Source organism: Chryseolinea soli (assembly GCF_003589925.1).
Lineage (GTDB): Bacteria > Bacteroidota > Bacteroidia > Cytophagales > Cyclobacteriaceae > Chryseolinea > Chryseolinea soli.
Map to the genome: position 1 here is coordinate 4,040,046 of NZ_CP032382.1, position 26,403 is coordinate 4,066,448.

Consider the following 26,403-nt stretch of genomic DNA (forward strand, 5'->3'; position numbering starts at 1 on the left):
GTTCGTAAGGTTTAGTTACGAACCAATAGAGTGGGCGACTTTGGAAAGGGTTACAAAAGGGCGACCGTTTTTTTTAAGGTCCGGTCAATAGAAAACAAACAAGATCAAAAGCACCACGGCTGTGACGGCACAGAGTGCGTGGAGGACGACGATCAATGCCGGCCCTGGCTTCTTTTTCCAGAGATCGTTTCGGAACAGATACAATCCCAATAGGGCGGTGATGAGGAAGAAATACAGGCTTGCTTTTGGAAAATTATCGGCATTGTTGAAAGCATAGATAATAAACAACGTGAGACCCACCGAGGCCATCACGCCATGCATAAAGACCGGTACTTTTGGTGTGGGGAATCGCTTGGTTAAAATAGCATAGGCCACGGTAAAACCTGTGCCGGCGGAAAAAGCGATGAACAATAGGGCTACGACTAGCATAAATTTCGTCTGGTTAGGTTAAATCCAGAAGGAATATAGCGAACCTTTCTGCTTAAAGAAAATTCATTGTTTTAAAATCTGCTCAAGCTTCTTTTTGCCGTTTTCGTTCGTGGGATTCAATTCCACAGACTTTTGATACATTTTTATGGCCTCGGATTTCTCTCCGTTTTTCAATAAGGCTTCACCGTAGCCCTCATAGGCATACCAGGTATTCGGGTTCAGTTCGATATTTAATTTGAATACCCGCAAGGCTTTCTGCAAGTCTCCTTGCTTTATCAACTGATATCCCCACGAATTAAGATCATCCGCGGAATGCCTGTAGGCCATCTCCTCCCGGTTTCGATCATTGGCGGCGTCGATGGCATAGTCGGCTTCACGTTTTAATAATTCATGGCTGCCGGTTTTATCAAGTGTTGTAGCATAAGCTTTGACAATAGCATGAATAACAAGGGGAGGGTTATCCTCGAAAATGAAATGACCGCAGCCGTAAGCCATAATGCCCGTGTGAAGGGGTGAAGCCGCAGCAAATTCCTTATGGCAAGCTTTCCAGTCGTCAATATCCTTTTTTTCGGAGAAGGGCGGATATTCAGCCACAAAATCTATGACGGGGATATTTTTTGGGAAGGAGACATTCCGCACGAAATTAATGTTGTTACTAAAGTCTGCTCCCTGGTAATAGGAACCCGGATTGGATTTTCTGGAGTTGTTTTTTTGCGCGTCAATAATTCGTTGCGTGGCGTTAAGCCGGTTTTCTTCATAAAAACAACTTGTGGTGGCATCGATCAAAACTGCGGCTTTAACGTTCTCGGCATGCCGGGATGCATAGAGCGTCGCATACAAACCGCCTTGGGAATGCGCGACCAGGATAAGGTCGCCGCTGTAATGTAGTTTACGAAGGCCCGTCTCCAACCCGATCACACCGTTCAGAATGCCATGTCTGGTAGTGTCAAAAGAACTTTTGCCAAAACCGGCCCGGTCATAAGTTATCAAAGTGGTTTTTGTAACCGTAGCAATTTTTGTAATTATATTTTTCCAGTTCGTTGCGTCTTCCCCTCCACCGGCCTCAAACAGAATCGGTGTGCCCTTACCCTTGATGATACTAAAATGTAATTTGTATCCACCAACATCCACCAGCGTATCAACATTTTGAGAATGTCCTGGATGGGGGTTTGTGCACACCAAGAGCAACGCAAGGACTACAAACGATGGCATGGATGGCCGGCCTGAAAACACCCTTAGCCGACCGGGATTGCGGACACGGAGTATGAAAAAATTTTCAGGCATAGGCGTTCCCGGATTAAAAAAGCGATGTTAATATACCTGAAATATAATCAAACGAACATCCAAATGGTAAGGATTGTCCGATGGGTAACAGATGCGTGCAACGATGTGGGTGTCTGCATCCGGGCACTGATCTCAGATGAGTGAACCTGTGTACAGTTGAAAACTATCGGGTCTGAAGTCGTAGTGATAAAGAAAATCCGTTTGTCGAAATTTCGAATTGAATAATGATGAGGTAACGTAGGGGTGACGTTGAAAAGCCTATTTCGCGCCTGAACTCACTAACCCCCAAAGTTCATGACGAAATTTTCCTTTCTTTTCTTATTTATCTGCGCCTGCATCGCCTTTCCCGTCGGCGGGGTGATGGCGCAGAATACGCACGCCACCATTTCGGGCACCATTGCCGATCAGCAAAATGTTTTTCTTCCCGGCGCCTCGGTGCAAGTCAAGAATGAGTCCACCGGATTCACCACCAGTACGTTAACCAATGCTCACGGCGAGTATTTGTTCAAGGAGCTGCCCTTGGGTGGACCGTATACCGTCACCGTTACGTACGTTGGCTATGCGGAACAAAAGCAAACCGGGTATGTACTTCACCAGGGCGATGCCATCCGCGTGAGAATCAGCATGCAGGAATCGGATCAGGCGTTGGATGAAGTGGAGGTGGTGGCGTCGAGCCTGCGCAACCAGGTGGAGAACCTGGGGGCGTCAACGTCCATCTCGGCGACGGACATCACCAAGCTTCCCGTGAACGGACGAAACTTTACATCGCTCATGGACCTTTCGCCGTTGAGTCGCGGTGGAAATATTGCCGGTCAATTGGGCTCGTCCACCAACTATACCATCGATGGCATGAATGCCAAGAACCCGACTTCGGCCGGGTCGACGACCAGCCGCAGTGGTGCGCCGTATTCCATTTCCATGGAAGCGGTTCGCGAGTTTCAGGTGGTCACTAACCAGTACGATGTCACCTATGGCCGGAGCGGTGGTGGTACTATCAGCGCGGTGACCAAATCGGGTACGAACCAGTTGAGTGGTAGTGCCTTTTTCTACAGCCGTGACGCCCGGCTGTCGAGCCCTTACGATATTCGGGGCAATAAAACGAACAACAAGTTTTCAACCAACCAGTTTGGTTTTTCACTGGGTGGCCCGATCATCAAAGACAAGTTGCATTTCTTTGTGGCGTGGGATCATCAGCAGGACACGCGTCCGTTGATCATCGCCGACATCAAGAGTCCGGTGGACGAAAACCGTTTTAACGTCACACAAGCAACGCTCAACCAGTTTGTCGATATCGCCCGCGCCAAATATGGCGTGTCGCAGGATCCGCAGGTTGGTAGCTTCGACAAAGGGCGTGGGTCGGATGCTGCGTTTGCACGCATCGACTGGCAGCTCAACAAAAAGAACCTGTTGACCATCCGCGATAACTTTACCAGCGACCGGAACAAACTGGGGCTGGCCGACAACACCGCCATCAATATCTATGAGTCGTACGGCAATGACTACAACGTCGACAACAGTTTGCTGGCGTCGTTGCGCACGTCTATTGGTTCGCGCGTCACCAACGAATTGAAATTTCAACACCTGTATACCTATCAGAAGAGCAGCCCCGGCGATCAGCTTCCCGAAGCCAACATCCCCCGCGCCATCGTAGAAGGTGTGGTGTCGACGTTGAGCGATGGCACCACGCGGTCGACCAATATCCAGATGGGCGGCCACCGTTTTGCACAGGAGAGTTTCAAGAACAACGTGTTTCAGGTTGTCGACAACCTCTATGTGACTACCGACAAAATTGACTATACCTTTGGTGTAGACCTGATGTATACGCATGCACACTCGGTGTATGGCAGCGAAGTGAACGGCCGTTTCCACTATACCGTAGACGCGGCCGCGGGCAAAACAGCGTTGGATAAATTCGACGCCCTGCAGCCCTACCGCTACTATCGCGAAGTGCCCCTGATGGACGACTGGGGTGTTAATGGAAATATTTTCAATGCCGGCGCCTACGCGCAGATGAAGACCACCCTGGCACCCGGCCTAGACATGACGGCAGGGTTGAGATTTGACTATGGTTTCTATCCAAAGTCGCCGCTCAACCAGGAATTGTATGATGAACTCCAGATCCGTACCGACAACCGCCTCAAGTCGTTTGTGGTGCAGCCCCGCCTGCAATTCACCTGGGATGTGAACGACAACCACACCGACATCTTCCGTCTCGGGGGAGGGATCTTTGCTTCCGACATCAACAACTATATGTTGATCAACAACCTTACATTCGACGGCAAGCACCTGGCAACCGTCGACGTGCGCGCCCCGAATTTACCAACGCCTGACTTTGCAGCATACAGAAACAACTACAACAGCATCCCAAGCCTGGCGGCGTTCCAGTTGCCCACCATCAACACCAATAGCGCCGATGCGCGTGTGCCGGTGATCTACAAAGCAAACGTGTCCTATAACCGCTACATCACCGAACACCTGAAGGTGGGTCTCACAGGATACGCCACGCTGGGTCGTCATAACTATACCTATGTCGATCGCAACATGGTGGATGACCCGTATTTTACCTTGAGCGAAGAAGGTGGTCGCGGCGTATATGTTCCCCTCAACACCATGCCGGCCAACGGTGCCGGCGACTGGCTGCAAGGCCGGAAGAGCACAAAGTTCGGTCGCGTGTTGGAGTTGGTGAGCGAAGGCAAGATCAATCAGTTTGCCGTGGTGGCCGATGCTACGTATCAATACTATAAAGATGGTGTGATCAATGTGAGCTATACGTGGAATGACACCAAAGACAATACGTCGTTCAACGGTAACGTGGCCAACACCGCCACGCTGTCGTTGCCGGTGAAGGATGATCCCCGTAACCTGAATGCCATGACCTATTCCGACAACCAGTTCCGTTCCAAAGTAGTGGTGTACGGTGCGTTGCCTTCGTTCTGGGGCATCAGCGTCGGCGTGCGCTATTCCGGTATCGGTGGCACGCGCTACTCGTTGTTGTCGGGTGCCAACAGCAATGCCGACTTTGTGTCGGGTACCAACGACCTCGCATTTATCTTTGATCGCAACGGTGCTTCCACCCCCGAGAACATCCGGACCGGTCTGCAGGCGTTGATGGATAACCCGAATGCCAGCCAGAGCGTGAAAGACTATATCAACAAATACGCCGGCAAGATCGCCGAACGCAACGGCGGTGTGAATGGCTTCTATGGCGTATGGGATTTGCGCGTGGTGAAGAAATTCAAAGTCTACAAGACCCAAGCCATCGAAATTTCGGGCGACATTTTTAACGTCGCCAACCTGCTCAACAAGGACTGGGGCACGAACAAATCACTGGGTACGCAAGCACTCTATGCCTTGGGTATTCCTGCCACGGCAACAACACCCGCCGTGGCCGGCTTTGACAAGGCAAACCAGAAGTTTGTCTACCGTGTGAACACCGCTGGCGTGGTGACGCCTTCGGGAAATCCTTACCAACTCCAGGTGGGACTTCGTTACAGTTTCTAAGCTTTAACAATGATTTACGTCATGAGAAAATTACTCTCCCTCTTGTTGCTGTGCCCCGGTATGCTGATGGCGCAGGCAACGTTAGACAAACAAGGTCACCGCGGTTGCCGCGGGCTGATGCCCGAGAACACCGTGGCCGCGATGATCAGGGGATTAGAACTGGGGGTCAATACCCTCGAGCTGGATGTGGTGATCTCGGAAGATAAAAAGGTGGTTGTCTCGCACGACACCTACATGTCGGCCGAGATCTCGCGCAAACCCGATGGCAGCGACGTGACAGCGGAAGAAGCCAAGCAGATCATTTTATTCAAGATGCCTTATGCCACCATCCGGCAATATGACGTGGGGCTGCGGCCGTTGGCAAATTTCCCGGAGCAAAAGAAGATGAAAGCCTACAAGCCGTTGCTTGAAGAATTGCTTGATTCCGTGGACACCTATGCACGCAAGCATAAACTTCCCCTGCCCAACTACAACATCGAGATAAAATGTTCGCCCGCTTCCGACAACGTCGCGCATCCCGAGCCTAAAGAGTTTGTGGAACTGGTGATGGCCGTATGCAATAAGATGAAGCTTGGAAAAAGATATAACATCCAGTCGTTCGACGTGCGGCCGTTGCAGATCCTTCACGAGAAGTACCCCAAGGTGAAATTGTCGTACCTCACAGGCAATACCAAGACGGTGACCGAAAACCTGACGACTCTGGGCTTCACCCCGGATATCTACAGCCCGTACTACAAAACCGTGACGGCCGAAGTGGTTACAGCCTGCCATCAGCAAAAGATGACGATCATTCCCTGGACGGTAAACACGAAAGAAGAGATTGCACAGCTTGTAAAACTTGGCGTAGACGGCATTATTACGGACTATCCCAATTATTTCTGATAAGCCCAAGTAAGGCCCAACTGCTCGAAGCTTGTCTTCGGGAATTAAAATAAAGGCGCGCGATGATGATATCATCGCGCGTTTTGTTTTTTAGGGACTATTGGAATTTCTTATCTTCCCTAAGATTTCCGGAAATTGCCGGTAACGATTCCAATTTTGGCGAGTATTACGTGTTCCGGGGGGTAATAAAGCTCTCCGGCCATTTTGCTATAAACCACCTCTCACCCACTCAAAACCGGTTATTTATGCTCTATCGAAATTACTTCAACACCGCCTGGAGAAATTTGCTGAAAGACAAAAGCTTCTCCGCTATAAATATCTCGGGACTTGCGCTGGGCATGGCGTGCAGCTTGCTCATTGTGCTGTGGGTTTTGGATGAGAAAGGTATCGATGCCTTTCACGCGAACGACAGCCGGTTATACATGGTTTACCAGGAACAGCACTATGATGGGATCGTGAACGGAAGTTATGCCACACCGGGTCTCTTGGCGGAAGATCTGAAGCAAGTTTACCCCGAAATTGAATATTCAACCGGTATGGCCTGGACCACCTCCAGCACGTTTGAAGCCAACGGGAAAATTTTTAAGCAGGATGGAGACTATGGTAGTTCCGATTTCTTTTCAATTTTCAGTTTTCCATTGCTGGCCGGAACAAAGGAAACCGCGCTAAAGACAAAAAACGATATCGCCCTATCGAGGAAGATGGCAGAGATCTTTTTCGGATCGGTCGAGGCTGCCCTGGGGCAGTCACTGCGATATGAAAATAAGGCGGATTTGAAAGTATCGGCCGTATTCGAAGATCTCCCGCCGAATTCTTCCATGAAGTTTGATTATTTGCTGAATTGGGAAACCTTCATGGACGAGCAGCAATGGTCCCGGAGTTGGGGTAACAATGCTTCCCTGTGCTTTATTGTGTTGAAGGAGGGAACCGACGTTTCCGCTCTCAACGACAAGCTTCATAATTATCTCGATCGACATCCCGATGCCCAGAGCGAAACGTTCAAAGCGAAGCTCGGTTTGCAAAAATACAGCGAACAATATCTCCATTCGGAATTTGAAAATGGCAAGATCGCCGGCGGCAGAATTCAGTATGTAAACCTCTTTAGCGTCATCGCGGTGTTCATCATTTTGATTGCCTGCATCAACTTCATGAATCTGACCACAGCCCGTTCGATAAAGCGGGGAAAGGAAATTGGCGTCCGGAAAGTGGTCGGCGCTTTTCGGGGAGCGTTGATCCGCCAGTTTATCGGTGAAGCGATATTGATCACGGCGTTTGCATTCGTGGTGGGCATACTCCTGGTGGTTGCCGTACTTCCTGTTTTCAACATCATCACACAGAAACAAATTCAACTGCCTTTTGATCAAGGAGAGTTTTGGATTGTGCTGGGCGCTATGGTTTTGCTGATCGGTTTCATTTCAGGAAGTTATCCGGCGCTGTATTTATCGGGCTTCAATCCGGTTCATGCCTTTAAAGGGACGTTGAAATTTGGAGGCACGGCGTTATGGTTTCGGAAAGGCCTGGTTGTGTTTCAATTTATGTTATCCATCATGCTCATCGTGGGAACGATCGTGGTTTACCGCCAGGTGAGTTATGTCCAATCCGTTCACCTGGGTTATGATCGCGAGAACCTGATCTATGTTCCGGTCGACGGACCTTTTGCAAAAAAGTATGACGTGTTTAAAGATGAGCTATTGCGCACTCCGGGCATCAAATTGGTAAGCCGCATCGACAACCGGCCAACACGAATTGTCAATGGCACCGGAGGCGTGACATGGGAGGGAAAAGATCCAAGCGCTTTCATAGACATTACCCAGGTGGCGGTGGGCTATGACTTCATGCGTACCATGGGGATTGAATTATTACAGGGTCGCGACTTTTCCCCTGAAATCAAATCCGACACCGCGGGATATATTGTTAACGAAACCGCGTTGAAACTTTTTAACTATAAAAATCCCATTGGCATGCCCTTAACGCTTTGGGGCATGAAGGGCACGATCGTCGGCGTGGTGAAAGATTTTCATATCAACTCCCTGCATGTGGAAATAAAACCGCTCATGCTTCGCCTGAATGAAGCCATGAACGGAGGTTGGGTGATGATCCGGGTAGAACCGGGAAAGACCAACGAAGCCATTGCCGGCATAAAGAAGACCTGGAAGGAATTGAATCCTTACTTTCCAATCGACTATCAGTTCTCCGATCAGGAATATCAAAAGCTGTATGCCAGCGAGCAAGTCATAGAAAAATTATCCAACGCTTTTGCCCTCATGGCCATTTTTATATCCTGTCTGGGATTGTTGGGGCTGACCATGTTCACCACCGAGCAACGCACCAAAGAAATTGGAATCCGGAAGATCTTAGGCGCCCCCTTGGTCTCATTGTTCAATTTATTGTCCAAAGAGTTGCTCATTTTGATTTCGATTGCCATTGTGATGGCCTCACCGATCGCCTGGTATGTCATGAACGGCTGGCTGAGTGGCTACGCCTACAAAATCGATATCACGCTCTGGATCTTCATTCTGGCGGGGCTATTGGCTATTGTTATCGCCTTGATAACGATCAGTTTTCAAACGCTAAAAGCCTTGCTGGCAAATCCAGTGAAAAGCTTGCGGTCGGAATAGATTTGTTTGGTCCCCTTGATTAGTGATGGGAGAGTAACTCTTCCAACTCCCGCTTTCCCTTAGCCGTGGCAAAAGGAAGAAAGATCCGCGCGATCATCTTGCTGTAGTGTTGCATTTGTTGCTCCTCGGTCTGCTGCTTAAAGGATATAGCCGCCTCCGAGATCCAGAACCTCGCGATCAACGCAATGGTGGAGACGAGGAAATTGACTTCGGTGGCGTCGGCAGAAATATATTTTCCCTTCTGAAGAGCTTGAATGTTGGTGGACCAGGTGTCGTTTCGCGTAGACTGGATCTTGCTATAGCGTTTTGCAACGATAGGGTTTCGTTCCATGATGTGAACAAAGCTCAGCATGAGGCAGCGATACCGGATATGGTTTCGAAACACCTGGTGGAGCATTTCAAAAAAACCTTTTATCGTCACGTGCTCCACGGGAACGATCGTCCGGTTGTTCTCTTCCGCCAGGTCAAGCGAAAGCCGGTTCACCAGGTCGTCCTTGGTGGGGAAGTAATAGGTGAGATTGCCCACCCTCATCTTCAAGACTGCGGCCAGCTCGCGCATGCCCACATACTCAACACCCGACTCGTTGAACATTTTCAACGCGGTTTCCACGATCTTTTTTTCAGTTGGCGATTTACTCTCCATAAAAATTTGGTCAATGTCCTAACCTTTTGTCAGAACCCTCGTTAATTAGGTCATTGTCCAAATATCACCACAAAACTCTTCTAAAACCATGATTCGTTCAATTTTATTGGGCCTCTCGGCGGCCACGGCAGCCGGGATCCTCTTCGTCAATCTCTACAACTCCCTGGTCGACGCCCCCAACTGGGGCGCAGACATCCCCAACTCACTAGTGGCGGCCCGCCACTACTTTACGGTTGCCAATCCCGGCAATTTCTTTCGGATAATTTCCCCCGTGAATCAAGTGCTGGCCCTGATCACCGTGATCCTCTGCTGGAAGTCCGGCAACCTGCGTTATATTGCCCTTGGATCGCTGGTCCTTGCCGTCCTGGCCGATGTATTTACGTTTGGCTATTTCTATCCACGAAACGAGATCCTCTTCGTCGCCCCGATAGAAACCACCGCGAATGTCGTTCAGCTCGCATGGCAAGAATGGTCAACCATGAACTGGCTCCGAAGCACCCTCTGTGCCACGAACGCCGTGCTTGCATTTATGGTATTAATTGCAACATCAAAGAAAACTACTGGCTACTGACTACTGGCTACTGACTACTGGCTACTGACTACTGGCTACTGACTACTGGCTACTGACTACTACGACTATGAGATATACCTACCCCCACACCATCGACAACGGCTCCGGCGAACAAATCACGTTCATCCGGTTTAACGATAACGAAAAAGGCGGCATGCTGGAAATAGAAAACCGTGTCCATCCGGGTGCAGGTCCCCCGATGCACGTTCACCACCTGCAAGATGAAAGCCTCACGGTGATCGAAGGCAAGATCGGTGCGCAGGTTGCCGGTCGGGAGCCCACGTTTCATGGTCCAGGCGAAACCGTTACATTCCTGCGCGGCATAGCCCATCGGTTTTGGAATGCAGGCGACGACATGCTTATCTGCAAGGGGTGGGCGAGACCGGCCTACAACATGGAATACTTTCTCACCGAGATCTATCGGTCCACGAAAGCCAATGGCGGAAAGGCACCCTCGGCGTTTGACGGCGCCTACCTTCAATCGAAATACAAAACGGAGTTTGATGTCATCGAAATTCCGGTGTTGGTGAAGAAGGTTATATTTCCCATCACGCTGCTGCTGGGTAAGCTCGCCGGAAAACATCGCCGGTTTGCGGGTGCGCCGGAAGCCGTAAGTAATCGGCATTGAGGTTCATGGGTTGATAAAGATTTGGCGGCGCTTTGCAATTTTTTGTTATATTTAATCGACCCGTTTTATAACACGATAAAAATGAACAAGTTTTTTATTGCGGCGTTTCTCATCCCGTCCGCGTTGTCGTTTGCCCAAGAGACGAAGAAGGTTGTAACAAGAGTCAGCGAGCCGCCCACGAAGACCGTGTACTATGTACTGCGGGATCAGCCGGACATCAAGCACGGACCTTGCACCAGGACATACCTCGGTCTATCCGAAAAAGGACTCTATGAGCACAATGCCAGAGTGGGGGTTTGGGAATTTTATGACGAGCGCGGCAGGCTTGTGCAGAAAATAGATTTCACAAAGCATGAGATCATTTTATCGCAGCCCTTCGTAGCGAAATTTTGGCTGCTGGAGAATGGCGAGGGAAAGGAACGCTTGCTGAGCGAGATCGACAACGAGCCCTTCATGCTGGGCGGCTTCGAGCGATATGCCAGATTTATCACCCACACCCTGCGCTATCCAGCCGAAGCCCGGAAGGCCGGCATCATGGGCAACGTCGTGCTGTCGGCCACGATCACCAAAGAGGGTGTTATGATCGATGAAAAAGTGGAAAAAGGACCCGGCCATGGATTGAACGAGGAAGCGCTGCGCATCATCCAAAGTTTGCAGGAAGAATGGTATCCGCTAAGGATCGATGGTGAACCGAAAGACGCTAAGATCTTGCTTTCAATTGGTTTTAAATTTGTTTAACCCGGTAGCGGAACACTCAAGGTTAGTCCTTCTGGGTATCTCCTGCCATCCCCAATCCTGCTATGCACAACTATCTCCTGGCCATTTGCCTTTTAACCTCCCTCACGTCGCTGGCACAAGAAACAGAACGCGTCGTCACCACGACGGGTGACCCTCCGGTGGAAGAAGAATATTATATACTGAAAGGTCATCTCGAAACCAAACAGGGACCCTACACGAAGACGACTTCCTATGGCACGTCCACAGGCCAGTATGAAAACAACGTGCGCGCTGGCGTGTGGGAGTTCTACGATAGTCGTGGTGACTTGGAACAGAAAATAGATTTCACCAAACATGAAGTTGTTTTTTCGAAGCCCTTTAAGCCGTTGGCAAAATCCTGGCTTTTGGAAAATGGTGAACGCAAAGAATACACATCCGGCACACCACCAGTGGTGATCGGGGGCATGTCTGCGGTGGCCCGTTCGATCACGCGCACGATACGCTATCCGGCCAAGGCCCGGAAGGGCGGACACATGGGGGACGTGACGATCTCGGCCACTATCACCAAAGAGGGCGCCATGATCGACGAAAAAATAGAAACAGGACCCGGGCATGGACTGGACGAAGAAGCCTTGCGGGTGGTCCAATTGATAGACGAAGAATGGTTCCCGCTCACGATCGATGGCGAAGCCAAGGATGCCAGGATTTTTATGATCATTACGTTCAGGCTGTCCCTTTAGCTCTGGCCGAGCCTGTGTAGGTAGACAAGTTGAATAAACTGGGAGGGATTGCCCGATGGGGTAACAGGCAAACAAACGATCAATGCACCGGTTCAAAGTTGGCCCCGCTGCCCGGGTGGAACAGCATTCCACGAGCAGGGAACACCCGTTACACCATCCGCCGTTCTCCTGGCCCCATCAGATCAAGCCCGTTTAAATTTTCCGCTCCCCAAACCCCACATCCTCCGCCAAATCCAGCACATCAAAAAACATCTCCAACCCCAACAACAACTCGAACACATACTCCCGGTGCCCCTCCACTTGGTGACTCATCAACTCCACCACCATATTCCGCAACCCACGAGAGAATTTCTTTGGTGGGTTGCATTGGAAGAAGTGGAGGAGAGCGTCTTTGAGTTCGGGGGTGAGGGCTGGAGGAGAGGGGAGAGTGGTGGTTTTTTGTTTTTTGGGCATAACTCTATTGGTTAAGCCGAGGGCAGGCTAGGTTGAAAAAATAGACTCGATTATTTATTTGTGATTTAAATTTATATGTATTATACCTATAAGTTAAAAAAAATGATGTAAAAAGTTATGTTTATGCTTATTTATTATAATAAACTCTAAAAATAGTAAGTAATACTTTTAGCGTAATACTATAATCTCTTTGCGAGAAACGCGCTAAAAATGGCTAAGAAGGGAATAAATCGAATAAAAGTTGTACTTGCGGAACAAGGGCGTACAAACAAATGGCTAGCAGAAAAATTAGATAAGAATGCAGCAACTGTTTCACGTTGGTGCACTAATGAAATGCAACCATCTCTTGAGACGTTGGTGGAGATTTCAGATGTGCTTAACGTAAATGTTCGGGAACTAATTATTTCCAATAGATAAATACTCGATTTTAGTATGCTTTCTTTAAATAAAAGATTCCGCATCACGATTCTTTTCGAGTTTGATTTGGCTTTCTAAATAAATAAGGTGTGAGTTAGCCCAGTTCCGGACTGTTTCCTTTTCGTGATTGCTTATCGTATTAAATAACTCTTTTTTTCCTTCTAGCAAAGGTACAATAGATCCGCTCCAGGAATATGTACCCATGTTCGAGCCTAAGTTCTGCAGGACTTCTTCAATTTCTCCGAACTCATTTAGAAGTTTGAAAGCAATAGGATGCCATTCATTATACTTATTGTTGTCATTTGCAAAGATGGGCACTAATAGAGCTAGTCTTGCGGGAGCAAGAGGTCTTTTTTTCCAAGCCCATGCAAAGATTGATTGAAGATCACCAGAAAAAAGAATGCCTACAGATCTACGAACTCCACCGATATGCGAGCCGAGAACGTATTTTAATCCATAGAATTTAATATAGCTATCGCCTTCTGAAAGTAATGCTTCTGATAGATCATTCCAAATTGTTGAAAAATGATTGTGAATTAATGAATCATAGACACTCTGTATCTCATGATCAATGTTATAAGTGTTTTTCCATGTAATTGAGGATATTGTAGAGTTATTAATAAAAAGTGCAAAATCCGATTCATTTCTATTCGAAAGGATGTTTGATATGGCCCGGGTCCATTTGAAGTTGTCTAATCGACGCCGTTCTGTTTTGCGCACGCCAAGTCTAAAAATGCACTGCTTATAAATTGGAGAAAGTGCCTTTTTTTTTTCGTCATCTCCATAGGCAAGATCAAAGAAGAGATTAAAGACAATCTCAAAGCCTTCGTCTCCATAATTGAAGAAAATTTCACTAAGTGATTCGAGTTCCTGAAAATTTAACTGTTTAAGAGAATTTCCATGATCAAGCCTATAAAACTCGGAAAGTTCACATTGATTGTTGTCCACAAGTCTAAAAAGTAACTTGTAGTATTTTTTTCCATTTATATCGCTGGAAAGAAAATTGAACAATAGGTAATTTATTGTACTGGATTTGAACAGGTTTTCGTATAATAATTCCTTTACATGATTTGGCGAATCAAAGACAAATCCTTCTAGGACGCTGACATTTATTTCTTCTTTTATAGATTGAGATAGGACGTCGAGGGACAGCGTTATAAATTGATTTTGTTTAGTTTCGTCGGTTTTTAGTAAGTCAAATAACTTTTTGCCAAAGTAAAAAGAGAAGACTTGATTTCCTGTGTAAAAGTGCGGAATAGTTTCCTCCCATGAGATTGAAGAAGTGATAAATTCTTCAGCCAGACCGACCATTGCATCGATTACTTGTTCGTTTGAGTAATCCTCATCTCCGCTATCTAAGTAATATGATCTTGCCAAGGTTTTGTATCGAGAAACAAAGTCTGTTTTTATGAGTGACTGAATCAAATCGGTGACGTCTTTTAGTAATTGTTCATCCATCCAAGCCTTATCGAATTTTTTTGCTAGCCTTAGAACCTGAAGGCCTTCTTCCCATTGATGGTCTTTGAATTCTGAAACGGTTCGAAGATAGGGTATCAATATGGTTCCTAAATTTGCCCTAACAATCGATCGAATGTTGTGTGATATGGCTTCACTCGCACGTTCCGAAAATTCCTTGTTATTTTTTATTATTTCGACGAGCTTACTTAGGATCAGATTCCAGTAGTTTTCGATTTCTTCGGTTGAAGGCTCGTTGTCATAAAGCACTCTGGTGCCTTGCTTTCCTGCGTCGCCGCCTCTGGAAAAATAGTTAAAATTTAGTCCTGTCCTCATAGCACTAATAGCAAGACCGAAATATCTAGAGTCAGCTCGTAGCATACCCCATTCGATAATTTTCCATCTTTCAGATAGCGTAACCTCAGTGCCGGAAAGATATATATTAAATAATTGCAAAAACTGTCCGGTTGAATTGTTTGCCCAAGATTCATTTTCAGCTACCGCAAAGGCGTATAGTATTTTTATACTGTCACTGAATGTTCTTTTGTCAAAGCATAATTTCTCTAAAACCCACACGAGATTCCTTCTTCCATCTGTAATATTCAGTAAGTCGTCGATCGATTTCCTGCCGAAGACTCTGGCAAGGTTGTTAGATATCGAGACAGGGTTCACTTCAACAAATGAGCGGAAGAAACGTGAACCAAGCTCAGTATTTAAGACTTCCGCGTCGTCAAAAGGGCTATCTGGCCCGGTTATAGCCTCAACTATTTTCATTGCCTTGTCATCATAGCCCAGATACTTCATTTGTTCGGCCATATGTTCTGATAAATTTCCCCTATCTGGTTCGGATAATTTGGCTATCTCTGCAATTACTTCTATGAGACGTTTTGGCGTGCATGAGGAAAGCCATTCTCGTGCGAGGGAGATGGCGAGCGGGAAGGGACGTAGACTAATATAGCGCCCTTTTCTTTCAAAAATTTCTCTCTTTAGGTAATACTGGCAAACCTCGTTGAATTTATTAACTAGAACATTGTCGTCACCGTCGATGGGCGTAATAAGTTTGCAGGTTGCTATAAATTCAAGTTGTGATGATAGATCATCATCGAAGCCAACGTTGCTAAAAATTGAGCAAGATTTGAGAATATTGCGGTTTTTTTCCTCTTGACCAATTTGACCCAAGAGTTTATCCAGAAGTTCTTTGTCATTTAATTTTCCGATAAACTCTTCCCCATCTTTTACGCTGTTGCCTAGAAGTACGGCCATCAAGGGAATCCCTTGTGAGAATTCTCTAATTTTTTCAATGTTTTCTTTCTCGAGGTTGCTGAAATCTCTTGTTAGGATATCTTCAACAACAGATGTCAGTTGGTCTTTCTGAATGTGTATGTAATTCACGCCATTGATCTGATCGTCGAAAAGTTCCTCAGGATTTGAGTCAATGGAAATTACAAACAGCTTATTGTCAGCCATGTTTGTGAAATTAAGCAGGTTTCTATGGACGCGACTCGAGCAGTTGTCCAGAATAAGGATGTGGTTTTCGTTTTCCGACGACAGTTTCAGCCAAATGTTTTGGTAGTCGGCATTGGGAAAGAGATTGAGATTTAAGTATAGAACTCTGCTTGATAACAATGTTGTTGCCTCATCGCCGCTTGGCCTGAACATTTCCAATAGAATTCTAGTTTTTCCTATCCCTGATAATCCGAGGATTCGAATGGTCTTTTGTGGCTGTTTTAGTCCGTCCAATACTTGTTCTGAAATGCTTTTTATTCTTTCGTTTGAGATAAACCTTTCTTTCGTTGAAATGGTTTTTTCCCAATCTCTCCAAACTATAAATGGACTATGTTTTTTGTCGCGCTCCTTTAGAGCGAAGATTGCACTTGCGTGAATTGCGTTCGCTAGTTCATTAATTAAGTTAGCTTTTGTCTTTTCGTTGTTTTTGGTGTTTTTGGAATAGTTGTATTCGATCGGAAATCGAACGTGCCTTAGGTCAAAAGGGATATTTTCTGGATTGTCCTTTGGAGATCCAAAGTGTTTGTTCAGTATTCCAATGATTCGATTATACCCAATTGCACTCGATGCCATTCCATATTCATTAATCACATTGTTATTTTGATGTGGTTTGAATTTATCATTGATTATCTTTCTAATGAATTGTTTCAGTGGGCTGATGAAATTCACGACGGAGAGATCAGCAATAAATATATCACACTCTTGAATCCTTTCTGAAATCTTGGATGCGACTTCTGGGGAACCGGGCTCACCTCGAACACCTTCCTGAACTTCAAAGTTTATTTCTTTTAGATCAGGGTTCTTCTCTAATTTTTTTGCGGCTTTTTCGATACAATCGAAGATAAAGTTCTTATTGAACTTTGTGCTGGTTCTAGATTGCCAGGAAAAGAATATTGTAATCTTCATGATCTGTTGTAGGAAATATTTGAAACGGAGATTCCAGGTGGGCTAGCGATCAGATTGGATCAGGTGGGTCAAGGAACCGTTACTAAAGTAAAATTTTCAAATAACAAACGCAAACTCTCTAAAACAAAAACAGCAGGCACTGCGGTACCGCAGCCCTGCTGTTTCGATAGGGCGAAGACTATATCTTCACTGACTTAATGAGATTGTCTTCTCTTCCAGGTCCGTACTTGCTCTTCACATATCCCTTCATCCGTATAACGAAATCCCGAAGTTTCAAATAAAGATCCTTGCGATTCTTGAGGGCGGCCGAGCGGGCGCCGAAGGCATCCATCACGGCGGTGTTGGCGGCCAGGGTGTCGTTCAGCGCTTTTTCGAGGATGGCGATGGTCATGTCGGGCATCTTCGTGTCCCAGTCGGGAAACGTTTTGATGGCCTCCACGATGTTGCGATAGTGACCGAGCATGGCGCCATAGCCGCGGTCGGAGATGATCACCTTCTTTTCGGCCGCCTCGGTTTGGGGATCGGGCGGTGTGATGACGATCCGGGTGAGCCGCAGGCGGCGGATGAGGTCGCTCACCATATTGTCCTGGTGTGAGTTTCTTCCGTAGGCGGCGACCACTGCGCCACGGAGTTTGACAGGTCTGAGAATGACCGAGTCTGCATATTGCTTAAACATGGTGGCGCGTGTCACCACCGCCTGACGATAGGCCTGCACTTTGGCTTGCAAATCGTTATTGGCGTTGGTAACGGCCGTGATCAGTTCCTGAAACTTGACGAGGCTGTAGTCCGGTGGAGGATTGAAGCCGGTGAATCCCATTAATAATGTCAACACATCGATTGCTTTCTGCAGCCTCGCTGCAAAAGACATGTTCGAACTTCCCTTCATAACAACTAGATAAAATGTATTTTTTAAAATTTAAACCTGCCCGCCGGTACCGGCGCGCTTGCCAACGCCTTTTGCAAGCGGCGGGCCAGTTTTAGGTTGGGTGATCATCGCATCGTCATACTGCAAGGATTCAGTACATCGCCATTTTATTTTTTCCGCATTCAAATGCGCAAGCGATCACCGCATCACGGAAAAACATGACATCAAGATATTTTTATTAACGTCATCAAAACCCCAAAAAAACTACTGGGGTTACCATCCCTTGCAGTTTGGTATACCGCGAGTTGCCAACGATATTTCGTCGCACCAACGATATATCGTTGGTGAACGAGAACATGTGTGCCAAAATCACGCCCGGGTTGCCCAATGTTCGCGTCGTGTACCAGAGGATTCGCGTTTGTGTCAACAGTATACGCTTCGTGTCAAAGAAGATTCATGCCTGTGTCAACAGCATACGTGTCGTGCCACAGAAGATTCATGTCGATGTCAGCGGTATACGCATCGTGCCACGGAAGATTTGCGTCTGTGTCAATAGTATACGCATCGTGTTACTGAGGGATTCGAGCTTGTGTCGGCAGTGTACACATCGTGCTACGGAGGATTGGCATCTGTGTCGACAGTACACACGTTATGCAGCAGAGGAATCACGGCTGTACCGGCGATGCACAAGGCGTGTCCCGCGGTGTTCGCGCATTTGTCCGGAATGTGCTGTTTGATGGAACAAATTTTTATATTTGGATAAATGTTAGCCGTTAAATAAAATGAATCATCGTGGAAGATTTCAGGCGCAGGGTGTCGCCTTAGAAGAATCGGAATCCTGGTCTCAAATGGAAGCCTTATATTATGACGAAGGGAAATCGCTATTGGATAGCCTGGAGGCTAAATTGTCAAAAAAAGATCGCTTGATGCGGACACTGGGTTTTCAGCAGTGTCATAAATGCATAGAGCAGGCGTCACAAAATGGTGGAATATGCGTTAAAGAAATGGGTAAGCCGTTCATTAAGTCATTTCCAAAAAGCTATAGGGAACGCGTGGACTTGGAGGTCCGTTTGGGAATTGCTTTTATCATAAGGCCTAAAGAGAGAGTATGATGGAGTATAACGCTGATTTCAAAAAATTTCTAAAAGCGGAAGGGATATATAGAACCAACCAGGAATTCTGGCGAAGTTCAATCCAAGGCCTCTCGAAAATCGCGTTGAAGGATTGGGTGAAAAATGAGTATGGAAACGGAGACGAAATACGTGATGGCAATCCTTTGTTCTCGGCAAAAATTGCAGTTGGCAAGGCTATTCGTATCATTCAAAGCTCACGAGATGCGCTAAAGCCGGTATGGGCATCGTGGAACAACACTTATTCTGCCGATAATGGAGAACTTCATGAACTCGTCGTGGCGTTGCAACCGTATAAGGAAACCTATTTAGATTCGCTGCAACTTGTTGAGCAGTTTGTGTCAGGCGGGTATTCCGAACTCCAGGATAAATTGAATCTCCACTATAACGGTCAAACAAATCGTAACCGGATCAAATATTTGGAAAACTTTTTCGAACGAACAGGGCTGCAGGAAAATTCATGGAATCTGTCGGTCAGCAAATTTAGAAAAGCGGAGTTCGATCTGAATTTCTTCAAAAAAATCATGAACGTTAGCCAAGCGCTCCTCTTTTACGAAAGTAAATTCGGGAACAAGGCGGTTGAAAGGGAATATCAAAGCGTCGTCAACGGTCTTCGGAAGATTAACAAGACAATCACCATTAATGCTAAGTACGATTTAGAGTATAAATGGAGTAAAAAGGAATACTTGCACCTGGTTCACAAATATTATCCGAGCCCCAAAACATTTATCAGCCGCTATAATAAGGAAGTCGACGCATTAGAGGTTCGTGTCGAACGATTTGCCAAGACATTGAGAAACCAGGCGGTTGCCGCCGCGAAAAAGAGAAAACCAATCTTCTATCTACCCGTGCCGGAAGAGCAACTCAGATGAAGGCATTTGTGATGTTCCCAGTGATTTTGTTTTATACCTACTGACGCTTGCGCTGTTCATGTTAAACAGGCGATACCCGGCGCATATACGACGATGATGCGACGTAAGTCAACGATGTAGCTGGCGGCTGGGAAGGTACTAGACTGATAGATATTATATAGCACATTGTGTTCCGAACAATAAGCAACGCGGAGGCGGTTCAAGGTTGGTTAAAACTGTTCCTCGGTTTGGTCGATCAACCATTTTCCATCTCTTTTCTTCAAGAAGAACATCGTTCTCAAGGGCATGCCGCTGTCACCGTCCAAGCCGACAAAAACTGAGGCCGTTGAATCGGTTTTTTCCTTTAAGAGAACGTTATAAGCCTTGCTTAGTTTTTTGTACGTCTGTTTTTTACTCTCACTCCACTCGGCTGACGCTTTTTTTATGTTGTCAAGGGATTCCCGGTAATGGTCGGTAACGCATGCCTCAGCTTTATCATATTCAAAATTGTCAACGTTCTTTAAGAACTGTTTCACGGTTTCTTCTGGTGAATCGCTCCCGCATGATAACAGGGCGAACGCAGTGGTGATGGTCAGTATTCGTAGCAAATATCTCATGCGCCAAAAATAGAGGTTTTGTCTTGCGATGCCGTTGTGCCGGGAAAAAAGCCATGAAAAATAAGACGAACATGCAGAAACGCAGGATGCATGGTCAATGTTGCCGGTGAAGAATCATCAGCGTGAAAGGTGCTTGGTGGAAGGACGCAGATCCGTGCCAGAACATGCGCGGCCAGGCACAAAAAAAATTACAGCAAAGACTTTCGGCCTCTGCAAAAAAAACAATCCGGAAGAAATTGGAAAGTAAAGATCAGTGAATATCCTTCCCCGTTAATTTCAACTCATAATGATCTGCCAACTGCGCCACTTCCTGGATCATCTCCTTGATCTGCTCCTGCGACACACTGGCGGCAAGGCAAGAAGCTTCCACTTTCAAATAACCTTCCTCCAGCACAAACTTGCTGAAATCGAAGTTGGCGTTTTGCTCCAGTAAATTTTTCAGGTCGATGTTGGGCGCAAACTCGCAGACCTTGGAGGTGAAAACAGCTTGGTCGCGACCGGAAACGGCGCTGGTTTGGGTGATGGCCAACACGGTCTGGTAGCGGCTGCCATTGAGGGGAACAACCACTACTGATTTCGAATGATCGTAGTCTGTGAACTGACCGCCGATCTGTTCAGCGTATTGCTGAACATAATTCATGATGTTCATTTGGCTCTGTATTTAAAGTGCCAAGGAAGATAGGAAAATTGAAGCGCATCCTGAAGGCGTGGGAACATTAATTTTACCGCGCTTTACGGTAAACGCTGTGTTTCCTTAGAAGTAAAATGCATGAAAACGGGTACCCTTGGAGGAGAACTCAAAGGTAGGCGCGGGCAGCTTGATCATATTGGCAACGAAAATGAGGGTATTCACCACTTTGGACCGCGACTTGATCGCCCGCAAATCAAAGTCCAGCCCCAGGTAGAACTGGCGGTAGGGGGCGGGATAGCCGGCGGCGATGTTCTCGTTCACGCGCGCATACACCATGCCCTCGGCGCCATGGCCCACCACAATATTGAGCCAGCGTGGGAAGCGGATGAATTTGTCCATGTCCACCGAGAGCCAATAGGTTTGCCCGTTGTAGTCTTTCAGGATCTCGCCCGGCATGCCGTCGCCCAGCGTGTTGGGGCGAAGGGGGGCGTAGTCGGTCCGGTGGAAGGAGAATTTGGGAAAGATGCGGGGTTCTTTCCAGAGGCGGGCCTGGCCCAGGAAAAAGGCTGCCCCGGCGGCATCGGCCACCAGGTCGCCGGCGGAGGCGCCATAGGCTTGCGAGAAGCCGTCAAAGATCTCGATGGGCACCATCACCCCAAACCCTACAAGGGCGCCGACGAGGTCCGACTTTTTTGGCTTCACGTTGCACCATTGCAAGGCCCGCGAGGTGCCGTAACTGAGATAGAAAGCCGAAAGGAAATGCCCCGTTTTGTCCACTTGTTTCCACTCATCGTCGTCGTTAAAGAATCGAAACGATTGGTGACCGGAGTTCTTATACCACAGTTCATTCAATCCCGCCAGCGTGATGCCATAGCCCACGGTGGAGCCGATCACAAAACTTCGAAGTCTCTTTTTGTTTACCTGCGTAGAGTCGGCCACCTGGGCTTGCGACAGGGTGAAGATGAGGAGCAGCAAGAGGAGACTTATACTATTCCGTACCATCTTCGGGTTTTATGGCGTCCTTGTTGAGGGTGGCGGCATCTTCCTGATCTTTTTTCTTCTGCTTGCGCGAGGAACGGAACAGGTCCCGCAATTCGTCAAAGCTTTGGGTATGGATGAGGCTGGCGCCGGTGGTCATCGCCGTTTGGGTGTTCACGGACGCGAGGATAGGGTTCACGTTGGTGCGGCTATACATTTTTACGCGCAGCTTGCCGTCGGCCGTCAGTTTGTAGTCAACGGTCCAGTCACCCGCCACATTGGATGGATTGGGTTGATTGCCGGCCGTGGCCTGGCCGTTCGTGTTGTTGAACGTACCGTCGCCCGTCACGCGCAGGCGGCCGTTCATGAAGGTGTAGGAGAAACGAAGTTGGAAGGTGTTGAACGACTCCTGGTCCATGGAGGCAATGTCCACATCGATCTCAAGGTTTTCGTCCACCTGGCTCATCCAGTAGCTGAGCTGGTTCGACAGCAATTCGCTCAAGCTGCTCACCACGGTACCGCTGGTGTTGAATGCATCCGGCGGCGAGAAGCGGCGCAGCACGATGAGGCTGAACACCTGGCGCTTCAGTTCCTGTTCGTCGAGCTTGTTCTTGAAGGCTGTGAATTGGAGCTGCAGATTTACCGAGCCGCTCTCGGTGGTCACGTTGGTGGGCAGGTCTTTGGCCACGATGTCGAAGTTGATGAGGGGCGACAGCATGGGCCCCGTCAGTGCCAGCAACACCTGCACGGGATATTTTCTTTTCAACTGGGGTGTGTTGGCAATGGTGGGATCGTTCACGATCGGCATCAGCGAGGCCAACTGGTTATACGATGCGTTGATGTCCATCACGGCCTGGTAAGGATCGCCAAACCACGTGATGCGGCTGCCTTTCTGGATGTCGAATTCTTTGTTGATGATGTCGTAGAGCGTGAAGTTATACCAGCCCTCCGTGAACTCGAACGGACCATACATGTTGAAGTCACCTTTCGTGTCCATGAGCATGTGCAGATCGCCCTTGCCGCGGCCGCGGATGATGTCGCCCGCTTTCATGTCGAAGATGATCTCGCAGTAGGCATCCGGTGTCACGTCCAGGTTCAGGTCGAACGTGAGGCCGGTGAGGTTTACTTTCTTGCTCACGTGCTTCTCGATCGTTTTGATGAACGTGGTGTCGGTGAAGTTTACAAAGTTGATAAACTCTTTTTGGTCGGTCGACGAGGTGCCGCCGATGGGAATGTAGGTCTTCGTGTTCTTTTCGGTGCGCGCCGACGAGGTGATCTTCAGGTTCGAGAGCGGTCCCGTAATGTTGAGGTCCCCCGTCGCATAGGCCTGGCCGTAGAACAGGCTGTTGTCTTTTGCCGTGGTGTTGAGCACCTGGAAGTTTTTGAACGTGCCATCCAGGTCGATGGACATGCTGTTGAAGTCGTGGTGTTTGATGGCACCATGCAGGTGGCTTTTGTTTTTGAAAGCGTCCGTCAGCTCGATGTCTTTGAAATAGATCGATGTCGGTGTCAGGCCGATGTGTCCCGACATGGCGTAGAGGGTCTTCAGGTAGTTGATCATGATCTGCCCCTCGTGCATGGTGCCTTCGCCCTCGATCTGGGGGGCTTCCAGTTGACCGGTGATCATGAAGTCGCCGGTGATCGTGCCGCCGATGTTGCTGAAAATGTCTTCCAGGAAAGGCTCCACAATTTTCAGGTTGGCATTTTCCAGCGATGCCTTGATGTTGAGGGGCGAGTGAGCCCGCGAGGGCGTGTAGTCGCCGGCAACATTGAGGATGCGGTTGTCCAGGCGGTCGATGAACAGGTTGATGTCGAATTTATTTTGTGTCGTGTCCCACTGGTTGCGGCCGGTGATGTCGCCGATGAGGAACTTGTTGATGGTGAGGTCGCGGATGCTGATGCTGTTTTGCAGCGATGGGTTCCGGTAGAAATTACTCATGTCCACCTCGGCGTCCATCACGCCCGTAAATTGTTTGTCGGTGAGCGCATTCAACAGGGAAAGATCGAGTTTGTCCACGCGGAGCGACAAAAGCTTGGAAGCGTCTTCGGATAACTTTCCGTTCAAGTCAATGGACTGTTCTTCGTTGACCAGCGCCAGATTGTGAAAGGACCAATCCTTGTCTTTCACCATCACATAGTTGTTTGGTACAAAATGCCATTCACGTTCCAATAGCTTCACCACTGATGGGCTCATCGAAAGCCGTGTGCTGTCCAGCAAAAAGTCCACGGCACCTTTCAGTCGCACGTTGTTGCTTTGTCCTTCCTGGTCCATGTCCAGTCCAAAATCGATGTGGCTCTTGTTCCAGATGCCTTCAAACAACAGGTTCTTGGTTTTAAGATTTTTATTTAGCTCCTGGCGCTGCGAATTGATGGTGGTCATGGCCAGGATGCTCGTGCTGTCGGCGATCTTCGAAGCGGTGAGGTCCACATCCGAATGCAGGAACAGCATCTTGTTATATTTCAACGAATCGAAACGGGTATAAGCCTGGAAGATCGTCGTATACCCGCTGGTGAACGTTCCTTCGATCACAGTGTTTCGCGACAGGTCCATGTCCAATCGGAGCAACGGCACCAAGGGCCGGATGTCTTTTAATTTTACGTTGATCTTCGCCTGGTAGGTTTTAGGTTTATAGGTCTTCGCCCGGTAATAGGCCGACCGCACCTTGTCGTTGTTTTTGATGTTGAGCGAAATTTCTTTTGATAAGGTTTGAATATCGCGATACAGATCACTGAAATAATAATCCCCCTTCACTTCAGCGTTTGCCAGCGAAGTTTCGATCAGCACGGAACGTTGGCGTTTGTCGCGCTGGGCATTGAGGTGGATCGTGTCGAGGTGCAACGACTCGTGGTTGTAGTCGATTTGGAAGTCACTGAGGTCGGCCTGGCCCCGCAGCGAGTCCAGCGTGAGTCCCTGGATGTCGGCCACGAAGTTGGCGTGGAGGAAGATGCTGTCGCGGGTGAGCTTCAGCTTGTGCAAGTAGGCTGTGTCCAGCACGGCCTGCACGTTGATTTGGTTTTTACCTTCGCGCAAATCCACTGAGCCGCGGGCGCGGATCTGCAAGTTCGGGTCGTCGATTTCCACAAAACCGTTAAAGCGTTCGGCCGCAAAGCGGGCGTTGGTTTGTATGTTGGTATAGTTGTAGCCTTTAAATCCGATCTGGTAAACCCTTCCGTCTAATTTGAAATCGGCCGAGTGTTGCGACATGCCTTTGCCGTGCACCTGGCCGTTCATGCTCACGGTCTGGAACGTCACGGTGTCGTTCAAATAGGTGCCCAGCTTGAATTTATTCAGCGAAAGCCGGCCGCTGTAGACCGATAGATCGATGTCGTCTTCGTTCACTTTAAAGTTGATGTCGGACGTGATGTCGCCCAGGTGGCTGGAGAATTGTCCCTTGGCCACAAAGTCGTTGGGGTAGCCCAGGAATTGTCCATCCATGACGAGCCTTCCCAGGGGAAGGATGCGGTGGTAGGTGTCGTCGTTAAACAGGAACCGGAGATCGTGTGGGTCCACCACGGAATTTTTCAGGTTCACGATCATGAACGTTTCCATGATGTTGGGAAGTCCGTCCATGTCCAGCGATCCGGCCAGATGTGACTTGCCGATGTCCACTTTCATCTCGGTGAACTTGAACTTGTTGATGCGCCCGTTGAACACGCCGTCGAGGTGGAAGGGCTGTTCGATCTTTTCCACCCCCGGCATAAACAGCGCAAGATCTCGTGGATCGATGAGCGTGTTGCTCAGGTTGGCGTGGAGCTTTGCTTTTTCGGTGACATCATTCAGGTCGCGCAGTTGCTTATAGGAGAAGATCACCGTGTCGGACACCGTACTTCGACCCGTCTGCAAATTGACGTTCAAAAACTCCATCGAGGTCTGACAAATGCGGAAATAGGTAGAGATCTGTTTCACCGTAAACTTGCTTTCCAGGTCTTGAGCGATGAGGGTCTGGAGTTTGAACTCCGTGGTATCGCCCAAAATAAAAAAGCCATCCAGCTGACCTTCGTCCACGCCCAGCGAGAAGTGGTTGTAGTCAAATCCGTATTTGATGCTGTCGCGGTCCTGGTTCACGTAGGTGAACTGGCTGGCATTCACAAAGGCTTCGCCGATGTTGATTTTGGGCGATTTGCCATTGCCGCCACTGCCGGCATAGTGGGCGTTGATGTTGGCGATGAACACGTTGATGTTCAGGTCGCGCGACGTGTCGGACTCGTTTATTTTGGTGAGGTACACGTGCGCACTATCGAGATAGATGCCGTCGATGTTGACGTTCTTCTTTTCGATGAGCTGGCTCAGCTTGAAGTTGATAAGGATCTGCTTGGCGCCGATCATTTTGTTGCCGGCCGGATCGTAGACCGACACGTTTTCCAACTCCAACCGGTCGAACCACAGCATGTGAAAGTTCTCGATGGTGGTCTTGAACCCGGTCATCTTGGTGAAGTCGGCCAGGAACCGGCCGATGAGGTAGTTTTGCACCGGGGGCATTTGCAGGATCAGGAAGGCGGAGATGACAAAGAAAAGGACGGCCGTGACGGTGTAGGCCAGTATTTTCTTTATCCTATTTTTGATACCTTGCAAGTTCATTT

General features: G+C 48.2%; 20 protein-coding genes. 10 read left to right on the forward strand and 10 right to left on the reverse strand.

The genetic code is table 11. The features are described 5' to 3' along the window. Positions 1-84: 84 nt before the first annotated feature. Positions 85-429, reverse strand: coding sequence for a hypothetical protein (locus D4L85_RS17265; protein ID WP_160143800.1), 345 nt, complete (start codon positions 427-429; stop codon positions 85-87). Between the two features lie 63 nt (positions 430-492). Further along, the gene (locus tag D4L85_RS17270; RefSeq protein WP_119755474.1) at positions 493-1,713 is read right to left on the reverse strand and encodes an alpha/beta fold hydrolase; all 1,221 of its coding nucleotides are present in this window, start codon (positions 1,711-1,713) and stop codon (positions 493-495) included. 294 nt (positions 1,714-2,007) lie between these two features. Here D4L85_RS17270 and D4L85_RS17275 point away from each other — a divergent pair, with 294 nt between their 5' ends. From D4L85_RS17275 to D4L85_RS17285, 3 genes are all read left to right on the forward strand, one after another. After that, positions 2,008-5,214, forward strand: a complete 3,207-nt coding sequence (locus tag D4L85_RS17275) for a TonB-dependent receptor (protein ID WP_119755475.1) — start codon at positions 2,008-2,010, stop codon at positions 5,212-5,214. 21 nt (positions 5,215-5,235) lie between these two features. Then, entirely contained in the window at positions 5,236-6,096 is an 861-nt protein-coding gene (locus tag D4L85_RS17280) for a glycerophosphodiester phosphodiesterase family protein (RefSeq protein ID WP_119758833.1), read from the forward strand. A 245-nt stretch (positions 6,097-6,341) separates the two neighbouring features. Next, a complete protein-coding gene (locus D4L85_RS17285; RefSeq protein WP_119758834.1) occupies positions 6,342-8,714 on the forward strand; it encodes an ABC transporter permease in 2,373 nt (790 codons plus the stop codon). Between the two features lie 19 nt (positions 8,715-8,733). Here D4L85_RS17285 and D4L85_RS17290 read toward each other — a convergent pair whose 3' ends face one another. Continuing rightward, positions 8,734-9,357 carry a TetR/AcrR family transcriptional regulator gene (locus D4L85_RS17290; protein WP_119755476.1) on the reverse strand — a complete coding sequence of 208 codons (624 nt, stop codon included), beginning with the start codon at positions 9,355-9,357 and terminating at the stop codon, positions 8,734-8,736. 88 nt (positions 9,358-9,445) lie between these two features. Between D4L85_RS17290 and D4L85_RS17295 the strand changes: the two genes are divergently transcribed. The 4 genes from D4L85_RS17295 (at position 9,446) to D4L85_RS17310 (ending at position 12,013) form a co-directional block, all read left to right on the forward strand. Then, positions 9,446-9,928 carry a hypothetical protein gene (locus tag D4L85_RS17295; protein ID WP_160143801.1) on the forward strand — a complete coding sequence of 161 codons (483 nt, stop codon included), beginning with the start codon at positions 9,446-9,448 and terminating at the stop codon, positions 9,926-9,928. Positions 9,929-9,995: 67 nt separating this feature from the next. After that, positions 9,996-10,556, forward strand: coding sequence for a cupin domain-containing protein (locus D4L85_RS17300; protein WP_228450931.1), 561 nt, complete (start codon positions 9,996-9,998; stop codon positions 10,554-10,556). A gap of 81 nt (positions 10,557-10,637) precedes the next feature. After that, positions 10,638-11,294: an energy transducer TonB gene (locus tag D4L85_RS17305; protein WP_119755479.1), complete on the forward strand. Its 657-nt coding sequence runs from the start codon at positions 10,638-10,640 to the stop codon at positions 11,292-11,294. Positions 11,295-11,356: 62 nt separating this feature from the next. Continuing rightward, a complete protein-coding gene (locus D4L85_RS17310) occupies positions 11,357-12,013 on the forward strand; it encodes an energy transducer TonB (RefSeq protein ID WP_119755480.1) in 657 nt (218 codons plus the stop codon). Between the two features lie 192 nt (positions 12,014-12,205). Here the strand turns inward: D4L85_RS17310 and D4L85_RS17315 are convergent, their stop codons facing one another. After that, entirely contained in the window at positions 12,206-12,466 is a 261-nt protein-coding gene (locus tag D4L85_RS17315) for a hypothetical protein (RefSeq protein ID WP_119755481.1), read from the reverse strand. Positions 12,467-12,676: 210 nt separating this feature from the next. Here D4L85_RS17315 and D4L85_RS17320 point away from each other — a divergent pair, with 210 nt between their 5' ends. Continuing rightward, on the forward strand, positions 12,677-12,883 hold the full coding sequence (locus D4L85_RS17320) for a helix-turn-helix transcriptional regulator (RefSeq protein ID WP_119755482.1): 207 nt from the start codon (positions 12,677-12,679) through the stop codon (positions 12,881-12,883). A 24-nt stretch (positions 12,884-12,907) separates the two neighbouring features. On the opposite strand, the gene D4L85_RS17325 is transcribed toward D4L85_RS17320, so the two are convergent. Both D4L85_RS17325 and D4L85_RS17330 read right to left on the reverse strand, forming a co-directional pair. Then, on the reverse strand, positions 12,908-16,750 hold the full coding sequence (locus D4L85_RS17325; RefSeq protein WP_119755483.1) for a hypothetical protein: 3,843 nt from the start codon (positions 16,748-16,750) through the stop codon (positions 12,908-12,910). A 178-nt stretch (positions 16,751-16,928) separates the two neighbouring features. Beyond that, the gene (locus tag D4L85_RS17330; protein ID WP_119755484.1) at positions 16,929-17,636 is read right to left on the reverse strand and encodes a hypothetical protein; all 708 of its coding nucleotides are present in this window, start codon (positions 17,634-17,636) and stop codon (positions 16,929-16,931) included. A gap of 761 nt (positions 17,637-18,397) precedes the next feature. On the opposite strand from D4L85_RS17330, the gene D4L85_RS17335 reads away from it, so the two are divergent. Together D4L85_RS17335 and D4L85_RS17340 are read left to right on the forward strand one after the other, a co-directional pair. Continuing rightward, on the forward strand, positions 18,398-18,727 hold the full coding sequence (locus D4L85_RS17335; RefSeq protein ID WP_119755485.1) for a hypothetical protein: 330 nt from the start codon (positions 18,398-18,400) through the stop codon (positions 18,725-18,727). Then, positions 18,724-19,617: a hypothetical protein gene (locus D4L85_RS17340; RefSeq protein ID WP_119755486.1), complete on the forward strand. Its 894-nt coding sequence runs from the start codon at positions 18,724-18,726 to the stop codon at positions 19,615-19,617. The genes D4L85_RS17335 and D4L85_RS17340 overlap by 4 nt, the downstream gene beginning before the upstream one ends. A gap of 209 nt (positions 19,618-19,826) precedes the next feature. Here the strand turns inward: D4L85_RS17340 and D4L85_RS17345 are convergent, their stop codons facing one another. The 4 genes from D4L85_RS17345 to D4L85_RS17360 form a co-directional block, all read right to left on the reverse strand. Further along, positions 19,827-20,213 (reverse strand): DUF4878 domain-containing protein, encoded by a 387-nt coding sequence (locus D4L85_RS17345; protein ID WP_119755487.1) that lies wholly within the window; start codon positions 20,211-20,213, stop codon positions 19,827-19,829. 250 nt (positions 20,214-20,463) lie between these two features. Next, entirely contained in the window at positions 20,464-20,862 is a 399-nt protein-coding gene (locus D4L85_RS17350) for a type III secretion system chaperone family protein (RefSeq protein ID WP_119755488.1), read from the reverse strand. 105 nt (positions 20,863-20,967) lie between these two features. Next, positions 20,968-21,846 carry a DUF2279 domain-containing protein gene (locus tag D4L85_RS17355; RefSeq protein ID WP_119755489.1) on the reverse strand — a complete coding sequence of 293 codons (879 nt, stop codon included), beginning with the start codon at positions 21,844-21,846 and terminating at the stop codon, positions 20,968-20,970. Beyond that, positions 21,833-26,401 carry a translocation/assembly module TamB domain-containing protein gene (locus D4L85_RS17360; RefSeq protein ID WP_119755490.1) on the reverse strand — a complete coding sequence of 1,523 codons (4,569 nt, stop codon included), beginning with the start codon at positions 26,399-26,401 and terminating at the stop codon, positions 21,833-21,835. The genes D4L85_RS17355 and D4L85_RS17360 overlap by 14 nt, the downstream gene beginning before the upstream one ends. Positions 26,402-26,403 lie beyond the last annotated feature (2 nt).

Coding starts and splice junctions, on each gene's coding strand:
- D4L85_RS17310 (WP_119755480.1), top strand. CDS start 11,357: ATGCACAACTATCTCCTGGCCATTTGCCTTTTAACCTCCCTCACGTCG.
- D4L85_RS17305 (WP_119755479.1), top strand. CDS start 10,638: ATGAACAAGTTTTTTATTGCGGCGTTTCTCATCCCGTCCGCGTTGTCG.
- D4L85_RS17265 (WP_160143800.1), bottom strand. CDS start 429: ATGCTAGTCGTAGCCCTATTGTTCATCGCTTTTTCCGCCGGCACAGGT.
- D4L85_RS17335 (WP_119755485.1), top strand. CDS start 18,398: ATGAATCATCGTGGAAGATTTCAGGCGCAGGGTGTCGCCTTAGAAGAA.
- D4L85_RS17325 (WP_119755483.1), bottom strand. CDS start 16,750: ATGAAGATTACAATATTCTTTTCCTGGCAATCTAGAACCAGCACAAAG.
- D4L85_RS17350 (WP_119755488.1), bottom strand. CDS start 20,862: ATGAACATCATGAATTATGTTCAGCAATACGCTGAACAGATCGGCGGT.
- D4L85_RS17320 (WP_119755482.1), top strand. CDS start 12,677: ATGGCTAAGAAGGGAATAAATCGAATAAAAGTTGTACTTGCGGAACAA.
- D4L85_RS17285 (WP_119758834.1), top strand. CDS start 6,342: ATGCTCTATCGAAATTACTTCAACACCGCCTGGAGAAATTTGCTGAAA.
- D4L85_RS17360 (WP_119755490.1), bottom strand. CDS start 26,401: ATGAACTTGCAAGGTATCAAAAATAGGATAAAGAAAATACTGGCCTAC.
- D4L85_RS17330 (WP_119755484.1), bottom strand. CDS start 17,636: ATGAAGGGAAGTTCGAACATGTCTTTTGCAGCGAGGCTGCAGAAAGCA.
- D4L85_RS17300 (WP_228450931.1), top strand. CDS start 9,996: ATGAGATATACCTACCCCCACACCATCGACAACGGCTCCGGCGAACAA.
- D4L85_RS17290 (WP_119755476.1), bottom strand. CDS start 9,357: ATGGAGAGTAAATCGCCAACTGAAAAAAAGATCGTGGAAACCGCGTTG.
- D4L85_RS17295 (WP_160143801.1), top strand. CDS start 9,446: ATGATTCGTTCAATTTTATTGGGCCTCTCGGCGGCCACGGCAGCCGGG.
- D4L85_RS17280 (WP_119758833.1), top strand. CDS start 5,236: ATGAGAAAATTACTCTCCCTCTTGTTGCTGTGCCCCGGTATGCTGATG.
- D4L85_RS17270 (WP_119755474.1), bottom strand. CDS start 1,713: ATGCCTGAAAATTTTTTCATACTCCGTGTCCGCAATCCCGGTCGGCTA.
- D4L85_RS17340 (WP_119755486.1), top strand. CDS start 18,724: ATGATGGAGTATAACGCTGATTTCAAAAAATTTCTAAAAGCGGAAGGG.
- D4L85_RS17355 (WP_119755489.1), bottom strand. CDS start 21,846: ATGGTACGGAATAGTATAAGTCTCCTCTTGCTGCTCCTCATCTTCACC.
- D4L85_RS17275 (WP_119755475.1), top strand. CDS start 2,008: ATGACGAAATTTTCCTTTCTTTTCTTATTTATCTGCGCCTGCATCGCC.
- D4L85_RS17345 (WP_119755487.1), bottom strand. CDS start 20,213: ATGAGATATTTGCTACGAATACTGACCATCACCACTGCGTTCGCCCTG.
- D4L85_RS17315 (WP_119755481.1), bottom strand. CDS start 12,466: ATGCCCAAAAAACAAAAAACCACCACTCTCCCCTCTCCTCCAGCCCTC.